Raw genomic sequence first — 15332 nt, forward strand, 5'->3', positions numbered from 1 at the left:
GCCCGGACCCGGCCCGGTGCGGCGCGCCGGCCGTCCCCCGAAAAGCCGTGCGTGAGCACCCGCCCGGACCCTGTACACTTTTTCTCGGCCGGAAGGGAGCCCACCGTCATGGACGGACAGGGCGCGAGGACCGGTCGTGGTGGGTGTAGCTCAGCTGGTAGAGCACCTGGTTGTGGTCCAGGATGTCGCGGGTTCGAGTCCCGTCACTCACCCTGGTGATCAAGGCCCCTGACCTGGGAAAGGTCGGGGGCCTTGGCGTCTGCCCAGCTCACGGGAGCACGACCGGGGCAGCACGCCTGTCCGACAGGGAACTCGGTTCATGTCGTGGAGGAGGTGACCTCCCTTGAGTACGACGACTACTTCCGCATTGCGGAAGAGATCACCGACCCTGGCGGGGGATCGTGCCGACCGGCTCGTAAGGAGGTCGCACGGTGACCTCCTCGGACGCGGATCCGGACGGGGCCGACGCCCTGCGTCGAACCGGAGAGCACAAGCGTGCCGTACTTCATGTACGACGTGATGGGTGAGGAATCGACGAGCCTGACGAGAGTCCAACTGATGACCATCGACGCCCACCTGACGGCACCTGACCCGCGGCCCCGGCACGCTGCCGCTGGTGCTCGGCGGAGCCGGCCGGCAGGCCCCAGCGGAGCTTGTTTCCGCGGCCCCGGCCGGCGATGTGGCGGCGGGTGACCGACTTTTCGGGTGGCGACACCTCACCGCGGGCATGATCCGCGCCCAGGTCCTCCTGCTTCTGACGGTCGACCTCGGCGGACCGGGCATCCCTGGCGCGCGTCCACGGAACGTCGCCACCCTTGTCCTCATGCCAGGGCTATGAGGACGATGGCCGCACCCGCACAGAGGAGACCGGTCGTCTGGCTGCGCGTGGTGCGCTCGCGGAGGACGAGCATGGCCAGCAGCACCGGGATGGCAGGGTAGAGCGCCGAGAGGACGGTGGCGACCGCCAGGAGCTGGTGGTGGGTCGCGTCCAGATAGAGCACGGTCGCCACGGTGCCGATCGCGCCCGCGCCGAACGCGGTCGCCGACCACCGCGGGGCCATGCGCCACGGGGCCCGTTGCGCCGGCACCAGGCCGGCCACCAGCAGCACCGACACCACCCTGCTGGCCACCACGGGCCAGAGCTCGGCCTGAGCCGGGATCCGCGCCGTCGCGATGAAGTGCACCGCGAAACCGACGCCGGCGATCAGGGCGTCGGCGAGCGCCGAACGCCCCACCACGGCCCGCCCCATCGCGGCCCGCCCCGCCGCAGCACGCCCCACCGTGGTCCGGCCTTCCTCGGTCCGGCCATCCCCGGACCGGCCATCCTCGGACCGCCCATCCCCGGTCCGACCGCCTCCGGACCGGCCATCCGCACGGCCATCCCCGGACTGCCCGGTGCCGGGGCCCCGGGACACCAGCCACAGCGCCGGGAACGTCGCCGCGATGCCCAGCAGGGAGAGCGGCGTCGGGCGCTCGCCCAGCGCGGCCAGGCCCACCAGGACGGGCAGCGCGACCGCCGTGACGTCACTGACCGGCACCACCACGCTCATCGCGCCCCGGCCCAGCCCCCGGTAGAGAAAGCCCACCCCCACACCCGTCCCCAGGCCCGAGAGCGCGCCCCACGCCAGCGCGGACGGGCCCGGCGCGCCCGAGGCCGTGCACAGCGCCAGGACGACGCTCAGCAGGGTGCCGCCGAGTTGGGCGTGCAGGGCCACGGTGACGCCCGGCGCGCGGCGCGCGAGCAGTCCGCTGACGAAGTGGGTGGCGCCGAAGCAGAGCGCGGAGAGCAGGGCGAGGACGTCACCCATGCCCGACCGCTCCCCGGTCGGTCCCCTCGTCCCCGCCCCCCGCTCCCCCGTCTCTCCGGCCGCCTCCGCCGGAGCCGCGTCCACCGCCGGAGTCGCCGCGTGCGCCCGAACGGGTGTCCCGGGGCCCCGAACGGCCGCACCCGCCGCCCGTCCCACCCGGCACGGCGGATGCGGCCGCGCCCGCCGCCGGCTCCTCCCCCGCGGCCCGGGCCCGGGCGGCGGCCCCCACGGGACAGACCTGGCCGTCCGCCACGCAGGCCCCCCGGTCACACAATCGGCAGACCACGTCCTCGGAGCCCACCTCGCCGTACAGGGCCGTGAGCAACGGCTCCAGGGCTCGCAGAAGGGCCTCCCGCTGCCCGGGGTCCAGGGCGGCCAGGAGACGGTCCAGCGAGTCCCGCCGGGCGCCCTGCACGGCGTCCGCGGCCGCCGCGCCCTCCGGCGTCAGGTGGACGGCCACGACACGGCTCCGGGCCGGCGCCCGGCGTACGTACCCGTGGGCCGCGAGCTGGTCGAGCAGCCGGGCGCAGGCCGACTGACTGAGGCCGATCCGCCGGGCCAGCTCCGTGCCCCCGATGCCCTCCACGGTGCGCAACGTCACCAGCGCCGCGGCCCCACTGGCGCTCACTCCGGCCGCCTCCCCGGCGGCTCGCGTCAGCCGCTCGGCCACGGTGAGCGCGGCGGCACCCAGCAGATTCGAAAGCCGGTCCTCATCCGATGCGAAACCATGCATGCGTCATGCATAACTCAGTCGGCGCCTCATATCCACCCCGCCACCGGACCGCGCGTCGCGACCGCTCGCACAGTCCCCTCCTGCGCACCCCGAACACAAGGCCACACCCCGCTCCCGCAGGGGCGCGAGGAACTGCGCGCCCAGCCCCCACCAACCACCAGCCAACAGCCAACAGCCAACAGCCAACCCGCAGGGGCACCCCCAAGGGGCGCGGGGAACCGCGCAAACACCCCCACCGGCCGACGGCAGAAAGCGAAACCACAAGAGGCACCACCCCAAAGGGGCGCGGGGAACTGCGCAAACACCCCCACCGGCCGACAGCAATGACCGAGACCGCAAGGGGCAACACCAAAAGGGGGGCGCGGGGCGCCTCAGGAAGAGTCCCGCTCCACCAACTCCGTCGGCAACAGCACCTGCCGATGCACAGCCCCCCGCACCCCCGCCGGCCGCCGTTCCGCGATTTCCGCGAGGAGAACGTCGATCATCGCCCGCCCCATCTCCTCGATGGGCTGCCGCACGCTGGTGAGCGGCGGCTCCATGTGCCGCGCGATGGCGGAGTCGTCGAAGCCGATGAGGGCGACGTCCTCCGGTATCCGGCGGTTCATGGCACGCAGCGTCTGACGCGCGCCGGCCGCCATCACATCGGACGCGGCGAAGACGGCGTCCAGGTCGGGACGGTGCTCCAGCAGCCGGGCCATGGCGCGCCGGCCGCCCTCCTCGGTGAAGTCGCCGGGGACGATCAGGTGCTCGTCCACGGTGTGGCCGGCCTCCTCCAGGCCGGCCCGGTAGCCGTCGACCCGGCACTGGGCGCCGTATATCTCCAGGCGTCCGGCGATGTGGGCGATCGTGGTGCGTCCGCGGCCGATCAGGTGCCGCACGGCGGAGCGGGCGCCGGCGAAGTTGTCGGCCTCGACCGAGGGCAGCGTCTCCTCTGCGGACCTGCGGCCGCTGATCACCGTGGGGATCTCCAGCTGGGCCAGCAGGTCGGGCAGCGGATCGTCGGCGTGCACCGAGACCAGCAGCACGCCGTCCACCCGGTGCGCGGCGAGGTACTGGGCGAGCCGCTCCCGCTCACGCGCGCTGCCCGCGAAGATCAGCAGGAGCTGCATCTCGGTGTCCGCCAGCTCCGCGCCCACGCCGTGCAGCATGCCGGAGAAGTAGGGCTCGGCGAAGAACCGGGTCTCGGGCTCGGGCACCACCAGGGCGATGGCGTTGGTGCGGTTGGCGGCGAGGGCACGCGCGGCAGTGTTGGGCACGTAGCCCAGTTCGGCGACCGCGGCCTCCACCGCGGCGCGGGTCGCGTCGCTGACCCGTGGTGAGCCGTTGATCACCCTGGAGACCGTGCCCCGGCCCACGCCGGCACGGGCGGCGACCTCCTCCAGAGTCGGCCGTCCGCCGCTCCGGCCCCGCGTTCCGTGGCCCGTCATCTGCCCGCCTCCTGTCCACCGCGTCCGGCCAGGAATCTAACAGCCCCCGATTCCCGGCCAGGATCCCGCGCCCACCTGCCGGCGGGGGCCCGCCCCGGCCTGGGCACGGGGCGCTGACATTGTGCGCCCCCACCACACGCCCTCGCGCCCCGAAAGGGCCGCGGGACACTGTGGGACCAACCTCGGCCCGCCACGGGGCGAACCGCCCGCCCCAGCCGCCCATGCGGGCACGCGGGCACGCAGCCCAGCGGCCCAAGCAGCCCAAGCAGCCCAAGCGGCCCACACGGCCCACGCGGCCCACGCGGCCCACGCGGCCCACGCGGCCCAAACAGCGCATGCGGCCCACCGCTTGGCCACCGCCCGGTAGAAGCCTGCCCTCGCAGCCCCCACCCCTTCGGAGCCCGGACCCCGGTCCCGGGCTCCGGACCCCGCACCCGGGGAGCCCCGTGACGTTTCGTGCCCACCTGTCCGCCGGTCGGGGCTGGTCGCGCAGTTCCCCGCGCCCCTTGCGGAACCGGGGCCCAGCCCGCACAAACCCCCCGCCGGCACCGCGCCACACCAGCGCCCCGGAAATCACGCCCCCTCCCGACAGCGCCTGCCAACTCCACGCCCCACCCCACCAGCGCCCCACCAGCGCCCCGCCAACTCCACGCCCCACCCCACCAGCGCCCCACCAGCGCCCCGCCAACTCCACGCCCGACCCCACCAGCGCACCCCCTCCGCCCACCACGCCCCATGCCCCCCACACCCCCGCACCCCCACACACCCACGCCCCCCACACACCCCCACCTAACAGCCCGATAACTCACGCCACATCTATGCGCCGCTCTCTTGACACCCCCGCGCGGACCCGCGAGTCTTCAACACATCACTTGTGGGAGCGCTCCCACAGTACCTGGCACATACATCTCCCGCACGTTCCCCACCCGCGCCGCCGCCACGCTTGATCGTCTTGTCCGACAGTGCAGTTGGCCGGGGGGTCGGCACGTCAGGGGCAACAGGAGGACGCAATGCGCACGAGCATCCGCGGGTCCCGGCGGCTGGTGGCCTTCGCGGCCGTCGCCGCGCTCACGACGGGGCTGCTGGCCGGTTGCGCCGAGGACTCGGACGACGGCTCGTCGAACGCCTCGTCGGGTGGCGGCGACTCGAACGGCAAGATCACGCTCACGGTGGGCACCTTCGGTGTCTTCGGATACAAGCAGGCCGGTCTCTACGACGAGTACATGAAGCTGCATCCGAACATCAACATCAAGGAGAACGTCACCGAGCGGAACGACGTCTACTACCCCAAGATGCTGACCCGCCTCCAGGCCGGGAGCGGCGCGGACGACGTCCAGGCCATCGAGATCTCCAACATCACCGAGGTCGTGCAGTCCCAGGCCGACAAGTTCGAGGACCTGAGCAAGGCCAAGGGCTACGACAAGTCGCAGTGGCTGGACTGGAAGAACCAGCAGGCCACGGCCAAGGACGGCAAGGTCGTCGCGGTGGGCGCCGACATCGGCCCGATGGCGGTCTGCTACCGCAAGGACCTCTTCCAGAAGGCCGGCCTCCCCACCGACCGCGACGAGCTGGCCAAGGCATGGGCCGGGAACTGGAACAAGTACGTCGACCTCGGCAAGCAGTACATGAAGAAGGCGCCGGCCGGCACCAAGTTCGTGGACAGCGCCGCAGGCGTCTACAACGCCGTCATGTCCGGTTCCAAGGACCGCTACTACGGCAAGGACGGCCGGCCGGACTACGAGACCAGCGCCGGCCGCAAGCAGGCGTGGAACACCTCGATGCAGGTCGCCACGAGCAACATGTCGGCGAAGCTGAAGCAGTTCGACAAGCCGTGGGACCAGGCGTTCGCCAACGGCAAGTTCGCCACCGTCTCCTGTCCGCCGTGGATGCTCGGCTACATCGAGCAGAAGGCCGGTGACGCGGGCAAGGGTAAGTGGGACGTGGCCGCCGCGCCCAGCTCCGCCAGCTGGGGCGGCTCGTTCGTCGGGGTGCCCTCGCAGGGCAAGCACAAGGACGAGGCGACCAAGCTCGCCCTCTGGCTGACCGCGCCCGAGCAGCAGGCCAAGGTCTTCGCCAAGCAGGGCAGCTTCCCGTCCACGCCGGCCTCGTACACCGGCCTGAAGGTGCAGCCGGACACCGACACGTACTTCAACCACGCCCCGATCGCGCAGATCTTCGGTGACGCCGCCAAGACGATCCCGATCGCGACCTACGGGATCAAGGACCAGCAGATCGGCACGGCCATCACCGACATCGGCGTGCTCCAGGTCGAGCAGCAGGGCAAGAGCCCCGCGCAGGGCTGGTCGGCCGCCGAGAAGGAAATCAAGGACGTCCTGGGCGAGTGACGATGTCCCACACCACCACGCCCGAGACCGGAGCGGCCACCGAGACCGCGTCCCCCGCCGAGGGGGGCGCGGCCCCGGCCGCGTCAGGACGCCCGCGCGGCACGCCGCCGTCCTCCTCATGGCGCAGCCGCCTCTACCGCTGGGACATGAAGGCGAGTCCGTACGCCTTCATCGCCCCCTTCTTCCTCTTCTTCGGGGCCTTCGGGCTCTTTCCGCTGATCTACACGGGCTGGTCGTCGCTGCACGACGTGCAGCTGGCGAACCTGGACAGCCAGACCTGGGTGGGTCTGGACAACTACGCGAACCTGCTCCAGAGCGACTTCTTCTGGACCGCCCTGAAGAACACCTTCCTCATCGGTGTGATCTCCACGGTGCCGCAGCTGCTGATGGCCATCGGCATCGCGCACCTGCTCAACTACAAGCTGCGCGGCTCCGTCTTCTGGCGGGTCACCATGCTCGCCCCGTACGCCACCTCGGTGGCCGCCGCCACGCTGGTCTTCACGCTGCTGTACTCGTGGGACGGCGGCGCGATCAACTGGCTGCTGCACTTCGTCGGCGTCGACCCGATCAACTGGCGGGAGTCGATGTGGGGCTCGAAATTCGCGGTGTCGTCCATCGTGATCTGGCGCTGGACGGGGTACAACGCCCTGATCTACCTGGCCGCGATGCAGGCGGTGCCGGCGGACCTGTACGAGTCGGCGGCGATCGACGGAGCGTCACGCTGGGAGCAGTTCCGGCACGTCACCATCCCGATGCTGCGGCCCACGATCCTCTTCACGGTCGTGGTCTCCACCATCGGCGCCACCCAGCTCTTCGGCGAGCCGCTGCTGTTCGGCGGGAACTCCGGGTCCAAGGGCGGCGCCGACCACCAGTTCCAGACGCTGGGGCTCTACATGTACGACCAGGGCTGGGTGATCGGCAACCTGGGCAAGGCGTCCGCCATCGCCTGGGCGATGTTCCTGATCCTGCTGATCATCGCCGCGATCAACATGCTGGTCGCCCGACGCCTGAGGAAAGACTGATGCGGTACGTCCCGGGGCGCGCCCCCGGTCCCCCGGCCAGCCCAGCGGCCCGGTGCGTCGGCCCGGTGCGTCGGCCCGGTGCCCGTCCGCGAGGAGGAGTCCAGTGAAGTCCAGCGCCCTGGCCCCGCGGGCGGGCCGCCAGCTGCACGCCGGTCCCGTCACGTACACCGTGCTCAGCGTGTTCACGGTGGTGTCCCTGCTTCCGCTGATCTGGACGATGATCGCCGCGTCCCGCACGGACCAGCGGCTCGCCCAGACCCCGCCGCCGCTCTGGTTTGGCGGCAACCTCTTCAAGAACCTCGAAACGGCCTGGGACCAGGGCGGTCTCGGCAAGGCGATGGTCAACACGGTGATCGTCGCGGGCAGCATCACCGCCGGCACGGTGCTCTTCTCCACCATCGCCGGATTCGCCTTCGCCAAGCTGAAGTTCAGATTCAGCAGCACCCTGCTGCTGGTCACCATCGGCACGATGATGGTGCCGCCGCAGCTCGGTGTGGTGCCGCTCTACCTGTGGATGGCCGACCTGCACTGGTCGAACCAGCTCCAGGCGGTGATCCTGCCGACCTTCGTGAGCGCCTTCGGTGTGTTCTTCATGCGGCAGTACCTCGTACAGGCGCTGCCGGGCGAGCTCGTCGAGGCGGCCAGGATGGACGGGGCGAGCAGCCTGCGGGTCATCTGGCACGTGGTGTTCCCCGCGGCGCGGCCCGCGATGGCGGTGCTGGGGCTGCTGACGTTCGTGATGGCCTGGAACGACTTCCTGTGGCCCATCATCGCGCTGAACCAGGCGAATCCCACCGTTCAGGTGGCCCTGAACCAGCTCGGTACGGGGTATATCCCTGATCAGGCGGTCATCATGGCGGGCGCCCTGCTGGGCACACTGCCGCTGCTGGTCGCCTTCGTCCTGTTCGGCAAGCAGATCGTCGGCGGCATCATGCAGGGTGCCGTCAAGGGCTGAGGGCCCGTCGCACCCTTCCACGGACAGCGCCGTCCGGAGGGTCGGGGCCCGCCCGGCCCGTCCGGACGGCGGCGCGGCCGGCGCGGCTGCCGGTGCGCGGCGCCACCCTCCGCGCCCGCGCCGGGGCCACGCGGGTCCACGCCGGGGCCCCGCGGTTCCGTGCCGGGGCCACGCGGGTCCGCGCGGGTCCGGGGCCGCCCGGTCGCCCCGTCACGGCCCTCGACACCGTCCTCCCCCTCCCCCCACACCACCCCGGTCCCCTCCTTCCGTCCCTTCCCCGAACCTGACTATGGGAGCGCTTCCATGCCTGACTCACTGACCTTCCCGCCCGACTTCCTCTGGGGTGCGGCGACCTCCGCGTACCAGATCGAGGGAGCGGTGCGGGAGGACGGCCGCACTCCCTCGATCTGGGACACCTTCAGCCATACCCCCGGCAAGGTGGCCTTCGACGAGAACGGCGACATCGCCGTCGACCACTACCACCGCTACCGCGACGACGTGGCGATGATGGCGGGCCTCAACCTGAGGGCCTACCGCTTCTCCGTCTCCTGGTCCCGGGTGCAGCCCACCGGGCGCGGCCCGGCCGTCCAGCGCGGCCTGGACTTCTACCGCCGCCTGGTCGACGAGCTACTGGAGCACGGCATCCAGCCCGCCCTGACCCTCTACCACTGGGACCTCCCCCAGGAGCTGGAGGACGCCGGGGGCTGGCCTGAACGCGAGACGGCGTGCCGCTTCGCCGAATACGCCACGATCCTGGGCGAGGCGCTCGGCGACCGGGTCGAGCGCTGGATGACCGTCAACGAGCCCTGGTGCGCCGCGTTCCTCGGCTACTCCTCCGGCGTGCACGCCCCCGGGCGCACCGACCCCGCGGCCTCGCTGCGCGCCGCGCACCACCTCAACCTGGCGCACGGCCTGGCCACCAGCGCCCTGCGCGCCGCCCTGCCGGCCCGGGCCACCATCGCGCTCAGCCTCAACTCGCAGGTGATCAGGGCGCTCACCGACGACCCCGCTGACCTGGACGCACAGCGCCGGGTGGACAACCTCGCCAACGGCGTCTTCCACGGCCCGGTGCTCCAGGGCGCCTACCCGGAGTCGCTGTTCACGGACACCGCACGGCTCACCGACTGGAGCTTCGTCGAGGACGGCGACCTGGCCCTCTGCCACCAGCCGGTGGAGGCGCTCGGCCTCAACTACTACACGCCCGTGCTGGTCTCCGCCCGGTCGAAGACGCCGGCCGGGCCGCTCGCCACCAACCACGGCGTCAGCGAGCACTCCCCCTGGCCCGGCGCCGACGAGGTCACCTTCCACCAGCCGCCCGGCGAGTGCACCGAGATGGGCTGGGCGATCGACCCCTCGGGGCTGTACGACCTGATCACCCGCTACAGCAGGATGCGGCCCGACCTGGAGCTGTACGTCACCGAGAACGGCGCCGCCTACGACGACAAGCCGGAGACCGACGGCCAGGTCAACGATCCGGAGCGGATCGCCTACCTGCACGGCCACCTCCGCGCGGTGCACCGCGCCATCGCCGACGGCGCGGACGTCCGCGGCTACTACCTCTGGTCCCTGATGGACAACTTCGAGTGGGCGCACGGCTACAGCAAGCGCTTCGGCGCGGTGTACGTGGACTACGCGACCCAGGCCCGAACCCCGAAGGCGAGCGCCCTGTGGTACGCGGAGCTGGCACGCAGCGGTGAGCTGCCGGCGGAGTCCGCGTGGCAGGGCAGCCCGGCGCACTGACGGCCAGGCGCGCGCCCCGGCCGCGTGGGGGGGGAAGTCCGGCCGGGGCGCGCATTTGTGGGGGGTTGTGTGGCGCGGGTCCTGCGGGGGGCGGGGCCCGTGGGGGCCGGGGGGCCCGGCGAGGGCCAAGGGCCCGGCGAGGGCCAAGGGCCCGGCGAGGGCCAAGGGCCCGGCGAGGGCCAAGGGCCCGGCGAGGGCCGGGGGCCTGTGGGGTCGGGGCCTGTGGGGTCGGGGCCTGTGGGGTCGGGGCCTGTGGGGTCGGGGCCTGTGGGGTCGGGGGTCCTGTGGGGAAAGTCAGGGGCCCCATGGGTCAGGAATCCGGAGGGTCAGGAGTCCTGTGGGTCAGGAGTCCTGTGGGTCAGGAGTCCTGTGGGTCAGGAGTCCGGTGGGTCAGGACCCCGTGGGGGCCGGCGGGTGTCAGCGGCTCACTTATAGGCTCCGAAGGCCTTGGTGAACGCGAGCGGCTCCTGGTCGATCGAGGAGCAGGTGGGCTGGGCGGTGCCGGACGAGCCGCCGTCGCAGGGCTGGTCGCGGGTGGCCGACCACATGGAGAGCCAGCCCGCGCCCTTGTCCTGGGCGAACTTCACCAGCTCGGTGGCGTCGTCGACGGTGAACTTCTCGGTGGTGACGTCGTTGAGGCCGATCATCGGGGTGATGGCGACCTTCTGCCAGGCCTCGCTGTCGGAGACCCCGAGCGCGTCCTTGATCTGCCCCTGGGTGGCGGTGGCGGCCTGTTCGGCGTACGTGGCCATGTCGTCGCTGTACCCGGGGCCGTAGTCCATCGCCATGATGTTGACGGCGGACACGTTGACACCGTTGTCCTCGGCGTTCTTGAGAAGGTCGGCGCCGGGCTGGGTGAGGCCTTCCGGCATCACCGGGAGGGTGAACGAGACGTCCAGGTCCGGGTGGTCCTTCTGGAGCTGGGCGATGGCCTGGGCGCGGCGGGTGTTGGCCTCGGTGTTCGGCAGCGCGGAACCCTCGATGTCGAAGTCGACCTTGGTGAGCTGGAAGGCGTCGATCGCCTTGCCGTAGGCCGCGGCGAGCTCGTCGGCGCTGGAGCAGGCGAGCGCCAGCTCGGAGCCGGCGGCGCCGCCGAAGGAGACCCGGACGTCGCCGCCCTCGGCACGCAGGTCGTCGATCTGGTTGGCGACGTCGTTGGCGTTGAGGTCGCCGCTGCCGCCCCACTTGGGCTCGCAGCCGCCGCCCGAGGTGAGGAAGGCGAGGTTGAACTGGTTGACGCCGGTGTCCTTCGCGGTGGCCACGAGGTCGTAGGCCGGCGAGAGCGAGGTGTCCACGTACGGTGCGAACGCGCCGGCCGCCGCCTGGTCCGCCGCGTCGGTGCCCGGGGCGGCGGTGGGGGTGGCGAGGGCCGTCGCGGAGAACAGGAAGCCGCCGCCCACCACCATGCCGGCGGCGACGACGCCGCGCATCGTCTTGGTCGTTCCACTGGCCCTACGACGGTGCATGCTGCTCATCACGTGCCTGCCTTAGCTGTGCGGCGGCCCGCCCTGCGCGGCGGGTGCCGGCACTCGGTCGGGGGGCGTCCGCACCCGGAGGGGGGAGCCGGACGCCCGGGGCGAGGGGGGTGCCCCGGGGTCCGGCGGGGGGCGGACGCCCGTGGGGGGTTATGCGGCAGCACGTTAGCGACCGGGAACCGGGCGAATCGCCTTATCCGGACGGGAGTTGGCGTTCTTAGGCTGCTCTTAAGGAAGGCATCGGGGTCGATTAAAGATGACCCGCGCCCCTTCGGGGGCGCGCCCTCACTTGCGGCTGTGCCCCGGCCCACCTCAAGGGGCGCGGGGAACGGCGCGAGCGACCACCCACCGGCCGGTGGTCCGGACACGGCAGAAACCGCCCCCTCGGGACGGTGACGGGCCCAGCGCCACCCAGAAGGGGCGCGAGGAACCGCGCGAGCAACCACCCACCGGCCGGTGGACCGGACGCGTCCGCGCCCCCGCAGGCGGGCCGGGCCCAGGCCCGGTCAGGGAGCCGTGGAGCCAGGGCTCAGGGAACGCCCACGGGGCGGGGGCGGCGGTGGGCGCGCCGGAGGCGCGCGGCGACGCGGCGCCCCTCGCCGGCACGGTCACCGAGCTGGAGCCAGATCCGCACCTCCGTACCCCCCAGCACCGAACGCCCGATCCGCACATCGCCGCCGGTGGACTCGGCGAGCCTGCGTACGATGTCGAGGCCGAGCCCGGTCGACCCGGCGCCGCCGGAGCTGCCGCCGCGGGCCAGCGCGGCCCGCGGGTCAGGGATGCCGGGCCCCGCGTCGGAGACCAGCACCAGCACCGCGTCCTCGCCGTTGTGCACGTCCACCGAGAAGGCGGTGCCCTCGGGGGTGTGCCGGAAGACGTTGCCGAGCAGCGCGTCGAGCGCGGCGGCGAGGTCGGCGCGCGCCACGGGGATGCGCACCGGACGCTCCACGCCGGCCACCCGCACCGTGCGCCCCTCGTCCTCCGCGAGCGCCGACCAGAAGGCCATCCGTTCGCGGATCACCTCGGCGGCGTCGCAGCCGGCGCCCGGCCCGGGGGCGGCGGTCTGCGGCTTGGCGGCGCGTGCCGTGGCGATGATGGTGTCGACCTCGCGCTCCAGTTGCTCGACGGCGGCCCTGGTCTGCTCGGCCGCGGGCCCGTCGCCGAGCGAGGCGGCGTTCAGCCTGAGCACGGTCAGCGGGGTGCGCAGCCGGTGGGACAGGTCGGCCGCCAGCTCCCGTTCGTTGGCGAGGAGCTGCACCACCTGGTCGGCCATGGAGTTGAACGCGACCGCGGCGAGCCGCAGCTCGGTGGGCCCCTCCTCGCGCACCCGCGCCCCGAGCCGGCCCTCGCCCAGTTCGTGCGCGGCGCGCACCAGGCGGCGGGCCGGCTTGACCATCCGGACGCCGAGCCGGTCGGCGACGGCGACGGAGCCGACGATCAGGGCGATGCCCACTCCGCCCAGCACCAGCCAGGCCCGCCGCACCCCCTTGGTCATCTCTGCCTCCGGCACGAAGACCTCCACGACGGCGATCTTCCCGGTGCTGAGCGCGGTGGGCTGGAGCAGCACGGACCCGCCGGGCACCGCGGAGATGGAGGCCCGGCCCAGCCTGCGGGTGGTGGCGAGGTCGTCCTGGGCCGCCCGCCGGGGCCCGATGTCGAGGGCGGGGCTGCTGCCCGCGGGCGGGATGTGCAGGGCCATCCGGTCGCCGGGGCCGTCCTGGGCGGCGGCGAGCGCTCTGGTCAGTTCGTCGCGGTCGGACGTGATGGACAGCGTGGGTCCGAGGGTCGCGGCCCTGCGCTCCGCGTCGGAGATGGCCCGGTCGCGGGCCATCTCCTTGACGACCAGGCCGAGCGGGACGGCGAACGCGACGACGACCATCGCGGTGACGGCCAGGCAGACCTTGACCAGCGCCCACCTCATCGGGCGCCGTCCCGCGGCGGCTCCAGTTTCACGCCCACGCCCCGCAGCGTGTGCAGGTAGCGCGGCCGGGCGGCCGTCTCGCCGAGCTTCCTGCGCAGCCAGGACAGGTGGACGTCGATGGTCTGGTCGTCGCCGTAGGCCTGCTGCCACACCGCGGCGAGCAGTTCCTTGCGGGGCACGACGACGCCGGGGCGGCCCGCCAGGAAGGCCAGCAGGTCGAACTCACGGCGGGTCAGGTCGAGCCGGGCACCGTCGAGTTCGGCCTCCCGGCGCAGCGGGTCGATGCAGAGCCCGCCGACCTGGATCACCCGGCCCGGCGGCGCCTGGCCGGCGCTGGCACGGGAGCGGCGCAGCACGGCGGTGATCCGCGCGGAGAGGTGCTCCACGGAGAACGGCTTGGTGAGGTAGTCGTCCGCGCCGTCGTTGAGGAGCCGGACGATCTCGGCCTCGTCGTCCCGCGCGGTGGCGATGATCACCGGCACGTCCGTGATCCCGCGCAGCATCTTCAGCGCCTCGGCGCCGTCCAGGTCGGGCAGTCCGAGGTCGAGGATGACCACGTCGAACTGGTGGTGGGCGACCTCGCGGAGCGCCTCCAGGGCGGTGCCGACGCTGCGTACGGTGTGGGGGTCCTCGCCGGCCGCCCGGAAGGTGGGGTTGCCCCCGGGTGGTTCGGTGAGGTGGCGGATGAGGGCCGAACGGACGAAGGGGTCGTCCTCGACCACGAGCACACGAGCCATGTCCGGCACCGTACGCCATGGGACCGTTCCCCCGGCCCCCTCGGGCCGAGCGGTCCCCGATGCCACGGACGACCACCGGCACCACGCCGTCCCGCGGCAACTCGCCGGTCTCCGGCGGCCCGAGGGGTACCGGGCGGCCCGAGGGTCCCGGGCGGCCCGAGGGGGCGCCCCTCGGGTCCCGGGCGGCCTGACCGTCCCGGGCGACCCGACCGTCCCGGGCGACCCGAGGATCCTGGGCGGCCCGACCGTCCCATGCGTCCCGACCGTCCCGGGCCGCACCACGACCGCCGGGGGCGGCCCCGGCGCCCCCGCGGCCCCACGTTTCCCGGCAACCGGAACGGGGCGGCGACAGGCCGGGGCCCCGTGGGGCACTATGGCCGGGATGCTCAAGGGACTCATGCACGGCCTGGCTTGGTCGCTCGCCACCGGCGGCGCGGTCACGCTGTCGTGGTGGGGTGTCCACACGGTGCTCGCGGGCACCGCCTACGACCCGCCGCGTGCGGTGCCGATCGCCGGCGGCAGCAGCACGCCGCACACCGCCAAACCGGTCTCGTCGTCCACGCACCGCCCGCGCCCCACCCCCACGCCCACCCCGCGGACCCGTTCGCCGCAACCGCCCAAGCCCACGCACAGCACCCCACCGAGGAAGCAGCCGAGCCACTCGCCCGCCCCGTCCGCGTCCGAGACCCACACCGACGACGGCGTGGTGCGCGGCTACGACACCCCGGGCGGCCGGGTGGTACTGGACATCAGCACCGCCTCCGCGAGCCTGGTGTCGGCGACGCCCAACCCCGGCTGGTCGATGCAGGTGTGGAAGGAACCGACGTGGATCCGCGTCGAGTTCACCAGCGGCTCCGACGAGGTGTCGGTGTTCTGCACCTGGAACGGACACCAGCCCCAGGTGGAGATCGTCACGTACTGAGCCACGCGACACCCACACCGAAGACCGCGACCCCGCTTCGTCACCGGACGCGTTCGGAAGTCCCGGTGCCGTTCCGTGCTTCAGCCACGAACGCTGATGAAGGCCTGGAAGATCCTTCGCGACTGCCGTCTGAAAGGCGACGGCGTTCACACCGCCATGCTCGGCACCGCCCGGCTGCACAACCTCGCCCTCACCGGGTAACTCCCGTCCCATACGAGACCAGAGGGGACCAAGGGACGCGGTTCCC

General features: G+C 72.7%; 11 protein-coding genes, 1 tRNA gene and 1 pseudogene. 7 read left to right on the forward strand and 6 right to left on the reverse strand.

The features are described 5' to 3' along the window. The first annotated feature begins 139 nt into the window (after window positions 1–139). Window positions 140–212: transfer RNA gene (locus ACSMXW_RS10845), tRNA-His, on the forward strand. 609 nt (window positions 213–821) lie between these two features. On the opposite strand, the gene ACSMXW_RS10850 is transcribed toward ACSMXW_RS10845, so the two are convergent. The 3 genes from ACSMXW_RS10850 to ACSMXW_RS10860 form a co-directional block, all read right to left on the reverse strand. Beyond that, complete coding sequence (locus ACSMXW_RS10850; protein WP_485805622.1) at window positions 822–1808, reverse strand: EamA family transporter; 987 nt, start codon at window positions 1806–1808, stop codon at window positions 822–824. After that, on the reverse strand, window positions 1801–2541 hold the full coding sequence (locus ACSMXW_RS10855; protein ID WP_485805624.1) for a MarR family winged helix-turn-helix transcriptional regulator: 741 nt from the start codon (window positions 2539–2541) through the stop codon (window positions 1801–1803). Before ACSMXW_RS10855 ends, ACSMXW_RS10850 begins: the two co-directional genes overlap by 8 nt. 371 nt (window positions 2542–2912) lie before the next feature. Next, window positions 2913–3968 (reverse strand): LacI family DNA-binding transcriptional regulator, encoded by a 1056-nt coding sequence (locus ACSMXW_RS10860; RefSeq protein ID WP_485805626.1) that lies wholly within the window; start codon window positions 3966–3968, stop codon window positions 2913–2915. A gap of 1010 nt (window positions 3969–4978) precedes the next feature. Between ACSMXW_RS10860 and ACSMXW_RS10865 the strand changes: the two genes are divergently transcribed. From ACSMXW_RS10865 to ACSMXW_RS10880, 4 genes are all read left to right on the forward strand, one after another. After that, complete coding sequence (locus tag ACSMXW_RS10865) at window positions 4979–6313, forward strand: ABC transporter substrate-binding protein (protein WP_485805628.1); 1335 nt, start codon at window positions 4979–4981, stop codon at window positions 6311–6313. A 2-nt stretch (window positions 6314–6315) separates the two neighbouring features. Next, window positions 6316–7335, forward strand: a complete 1020-nt coding sequence (locus ACSMXW_RS10870) for a carbohydrate ABC transporter permease (protein ID WP_485807953.1) — start codon at window positions 6316–6318, stop codon at window positions 7333–7335. Window positions 7336–7438: 103 nt separating this feature from the next. Then, window positions 7439–8290 carry a carbohydrate ABC transporter permease gene (locus tag ACSMXW_RS10875; RefSeq protein ID WP_485805630.1) on the forward strand — a complete coding sequence of 284 codons (852 nt, stop codon included), beginning with the start codon at window positions 7439–7441 and terminating at the stop codon, window positions 8288–8290. 303 nt (window positions 8291–8593) lie between these two features. After that, entirely contained in the window at window positions 8594–10030 is a 1437-nt protein-coding gene (locus ACSMXW_RS10880; protein ID WP_485805631.1) for a GH1 family beta-glucosidase, read from the forward strand. A 425-nt stretch (window positions 10031–10455) separates the two neighbouring features. On the opposite strand, the gene ACSMXW_RS10885 is transcribed toward ACSMXW_RS10880, so the two are convergent. The 3 genes from ACSMXW_RS10885 to ACSMXW_RS10895 form a co-directional block, all read right to left on the reverse strand. After that, window positions 10456–11505, reverse strand: coding sequence for a chitinase (locus ACSMXW_RS10885; RefSeq protein WP_485805633.1), 1050 nt, complete (start codon window positions 11503–11505; stop codon window positions 10456–10458). Window positions 11506–12034: 529 nt separating this feature from the next. Further along, on the reverse strand, window positions 12035–13426 hold the full coding sequence (locus tag ACSMXW_RS10890) for a HAMP domain-containing sensor histidine kinase (protein ID WP_485805635.1): 1392 nt from the start codon (window positions 13424–13426) through the stop codon (window positions 12035–12037). Continuing rightward, entirely contained in the window at window positions 13423–14163 is a 741-nt protein-coding gene (locus tag ACSMXW_RS10895) for a response regulator transcription factor (RefSeq protein WP_485805637.1), read from the reverse strand. Before ACSMXW_RS10895 ends, ACSMXW_RS10890 begins: the two co-directional genes overlap by 4 nt. A gap of 382 nt (window positions 14164–14545) precedes the next feature. Between ACSMXW_RS10895 and ACSMXW_RS10900 the strand changes: the two genes are divergently transcribed. Continuing rightward, window positions 14546–15085, forward strand: coding sequence for a hypothetical protein (locus ACSMXW_RS10900; protein ID WP_485805639.1), 540 nt, complete (start codon window positions 14546–14548; stop codon window positions 15083–15085). A 96-nt stretch (window positions 15086–15181) separates the two neighbouring features. After that, window positions 15182–15286: pseudogene (locus ACSMXW_RS10905) on the forward strand (IS5/IS1182 family transposase); the annotation flags it as partial. Window positions 15287–15332 lie beyond the last annotated feature (46 nt).

It is taken from the genome of Streptomyces sp. DSM 116793 (genome assembly GCF_057320905.1).

Excerpts from the sequence above, each read along its gene's own strand:
- ACSMXW_RS10890 (WP_485805635.1), bottom strand. The coding sequence starts at position 13,426 with ATGAGGTGGGCGCTGGTCAAGGTCTGCCTGGCCGTCACCGCGATGGTC.
- ACSMXW_RS10885 (WP_485805633.1), bottom strand. The coding sequence starts at position 11,505 with ATGAGCAGCATGCACCGTCGTAGGGCCAGTGGAACGACCAAGACGATG.
- ACSMXW_RS10855 (WP_485805624.1), bottom strand. The coding sequence starts at position 2,541 with ATGCATGGTTTCGCATCGGATGAGGACCGGCTTTCGAATCTGCTGGGT.
- ACSMXW_RS10895 (WP_485805637.1), bottom strand. The coding sequence starts at position 14,163 with ATGGCTCGTGTGCTCGTGGTCGAGGACGACCCCTTCGTCCGTTCGGCC.
- ACSMXW_RS10865 (WP_485805628.1), top strand. The coding sequence starts at position 4,979 with ATGCGCACGAGCATCCGCGGGTCCCGGCGGCTGGTGGCCTTCGCGGCC.
- ACSMXW_RS10880 (WP_485805631.1), top strand. The coding sequence starts at position 8,594 with ATGCCTGACTCACTGACCTTCCCGCCCGACTTCCTCTGGGGTGCGGCG.
- ACSMXW_RS10850 (WP_485805622.1), bottom strand. The coding sequence starts at position 1,808 with ATGGGTGACGTCCTCGCCCTGCTCTCCGCGCTCTGCTTCGGCGCCACC.
- ACSMXW_RS10860 (WP_485805626.1), bottom strand. The coding sequence starts at position 3,968 with ATGACGGGCCACGGAACGCGGGGCCGGAGCGGCGGACGGCCGACTCTG.
- ACSMXW_RS10870 (WP_485807953.1), top strand. The coding sequence starts at position 6,316 with ATGTCCCACACCACCACGCCCGAGACCGGAGCGGCCACCGAGACCGCG.
- ACSMXW_RS10900 (WP_485805639.1), top strand. The coding sequence starts at position 14,546 with ATGCTCAAGGGACTCATGCACGGCCTGGCTTGGTCGCTCGCCACCGGC.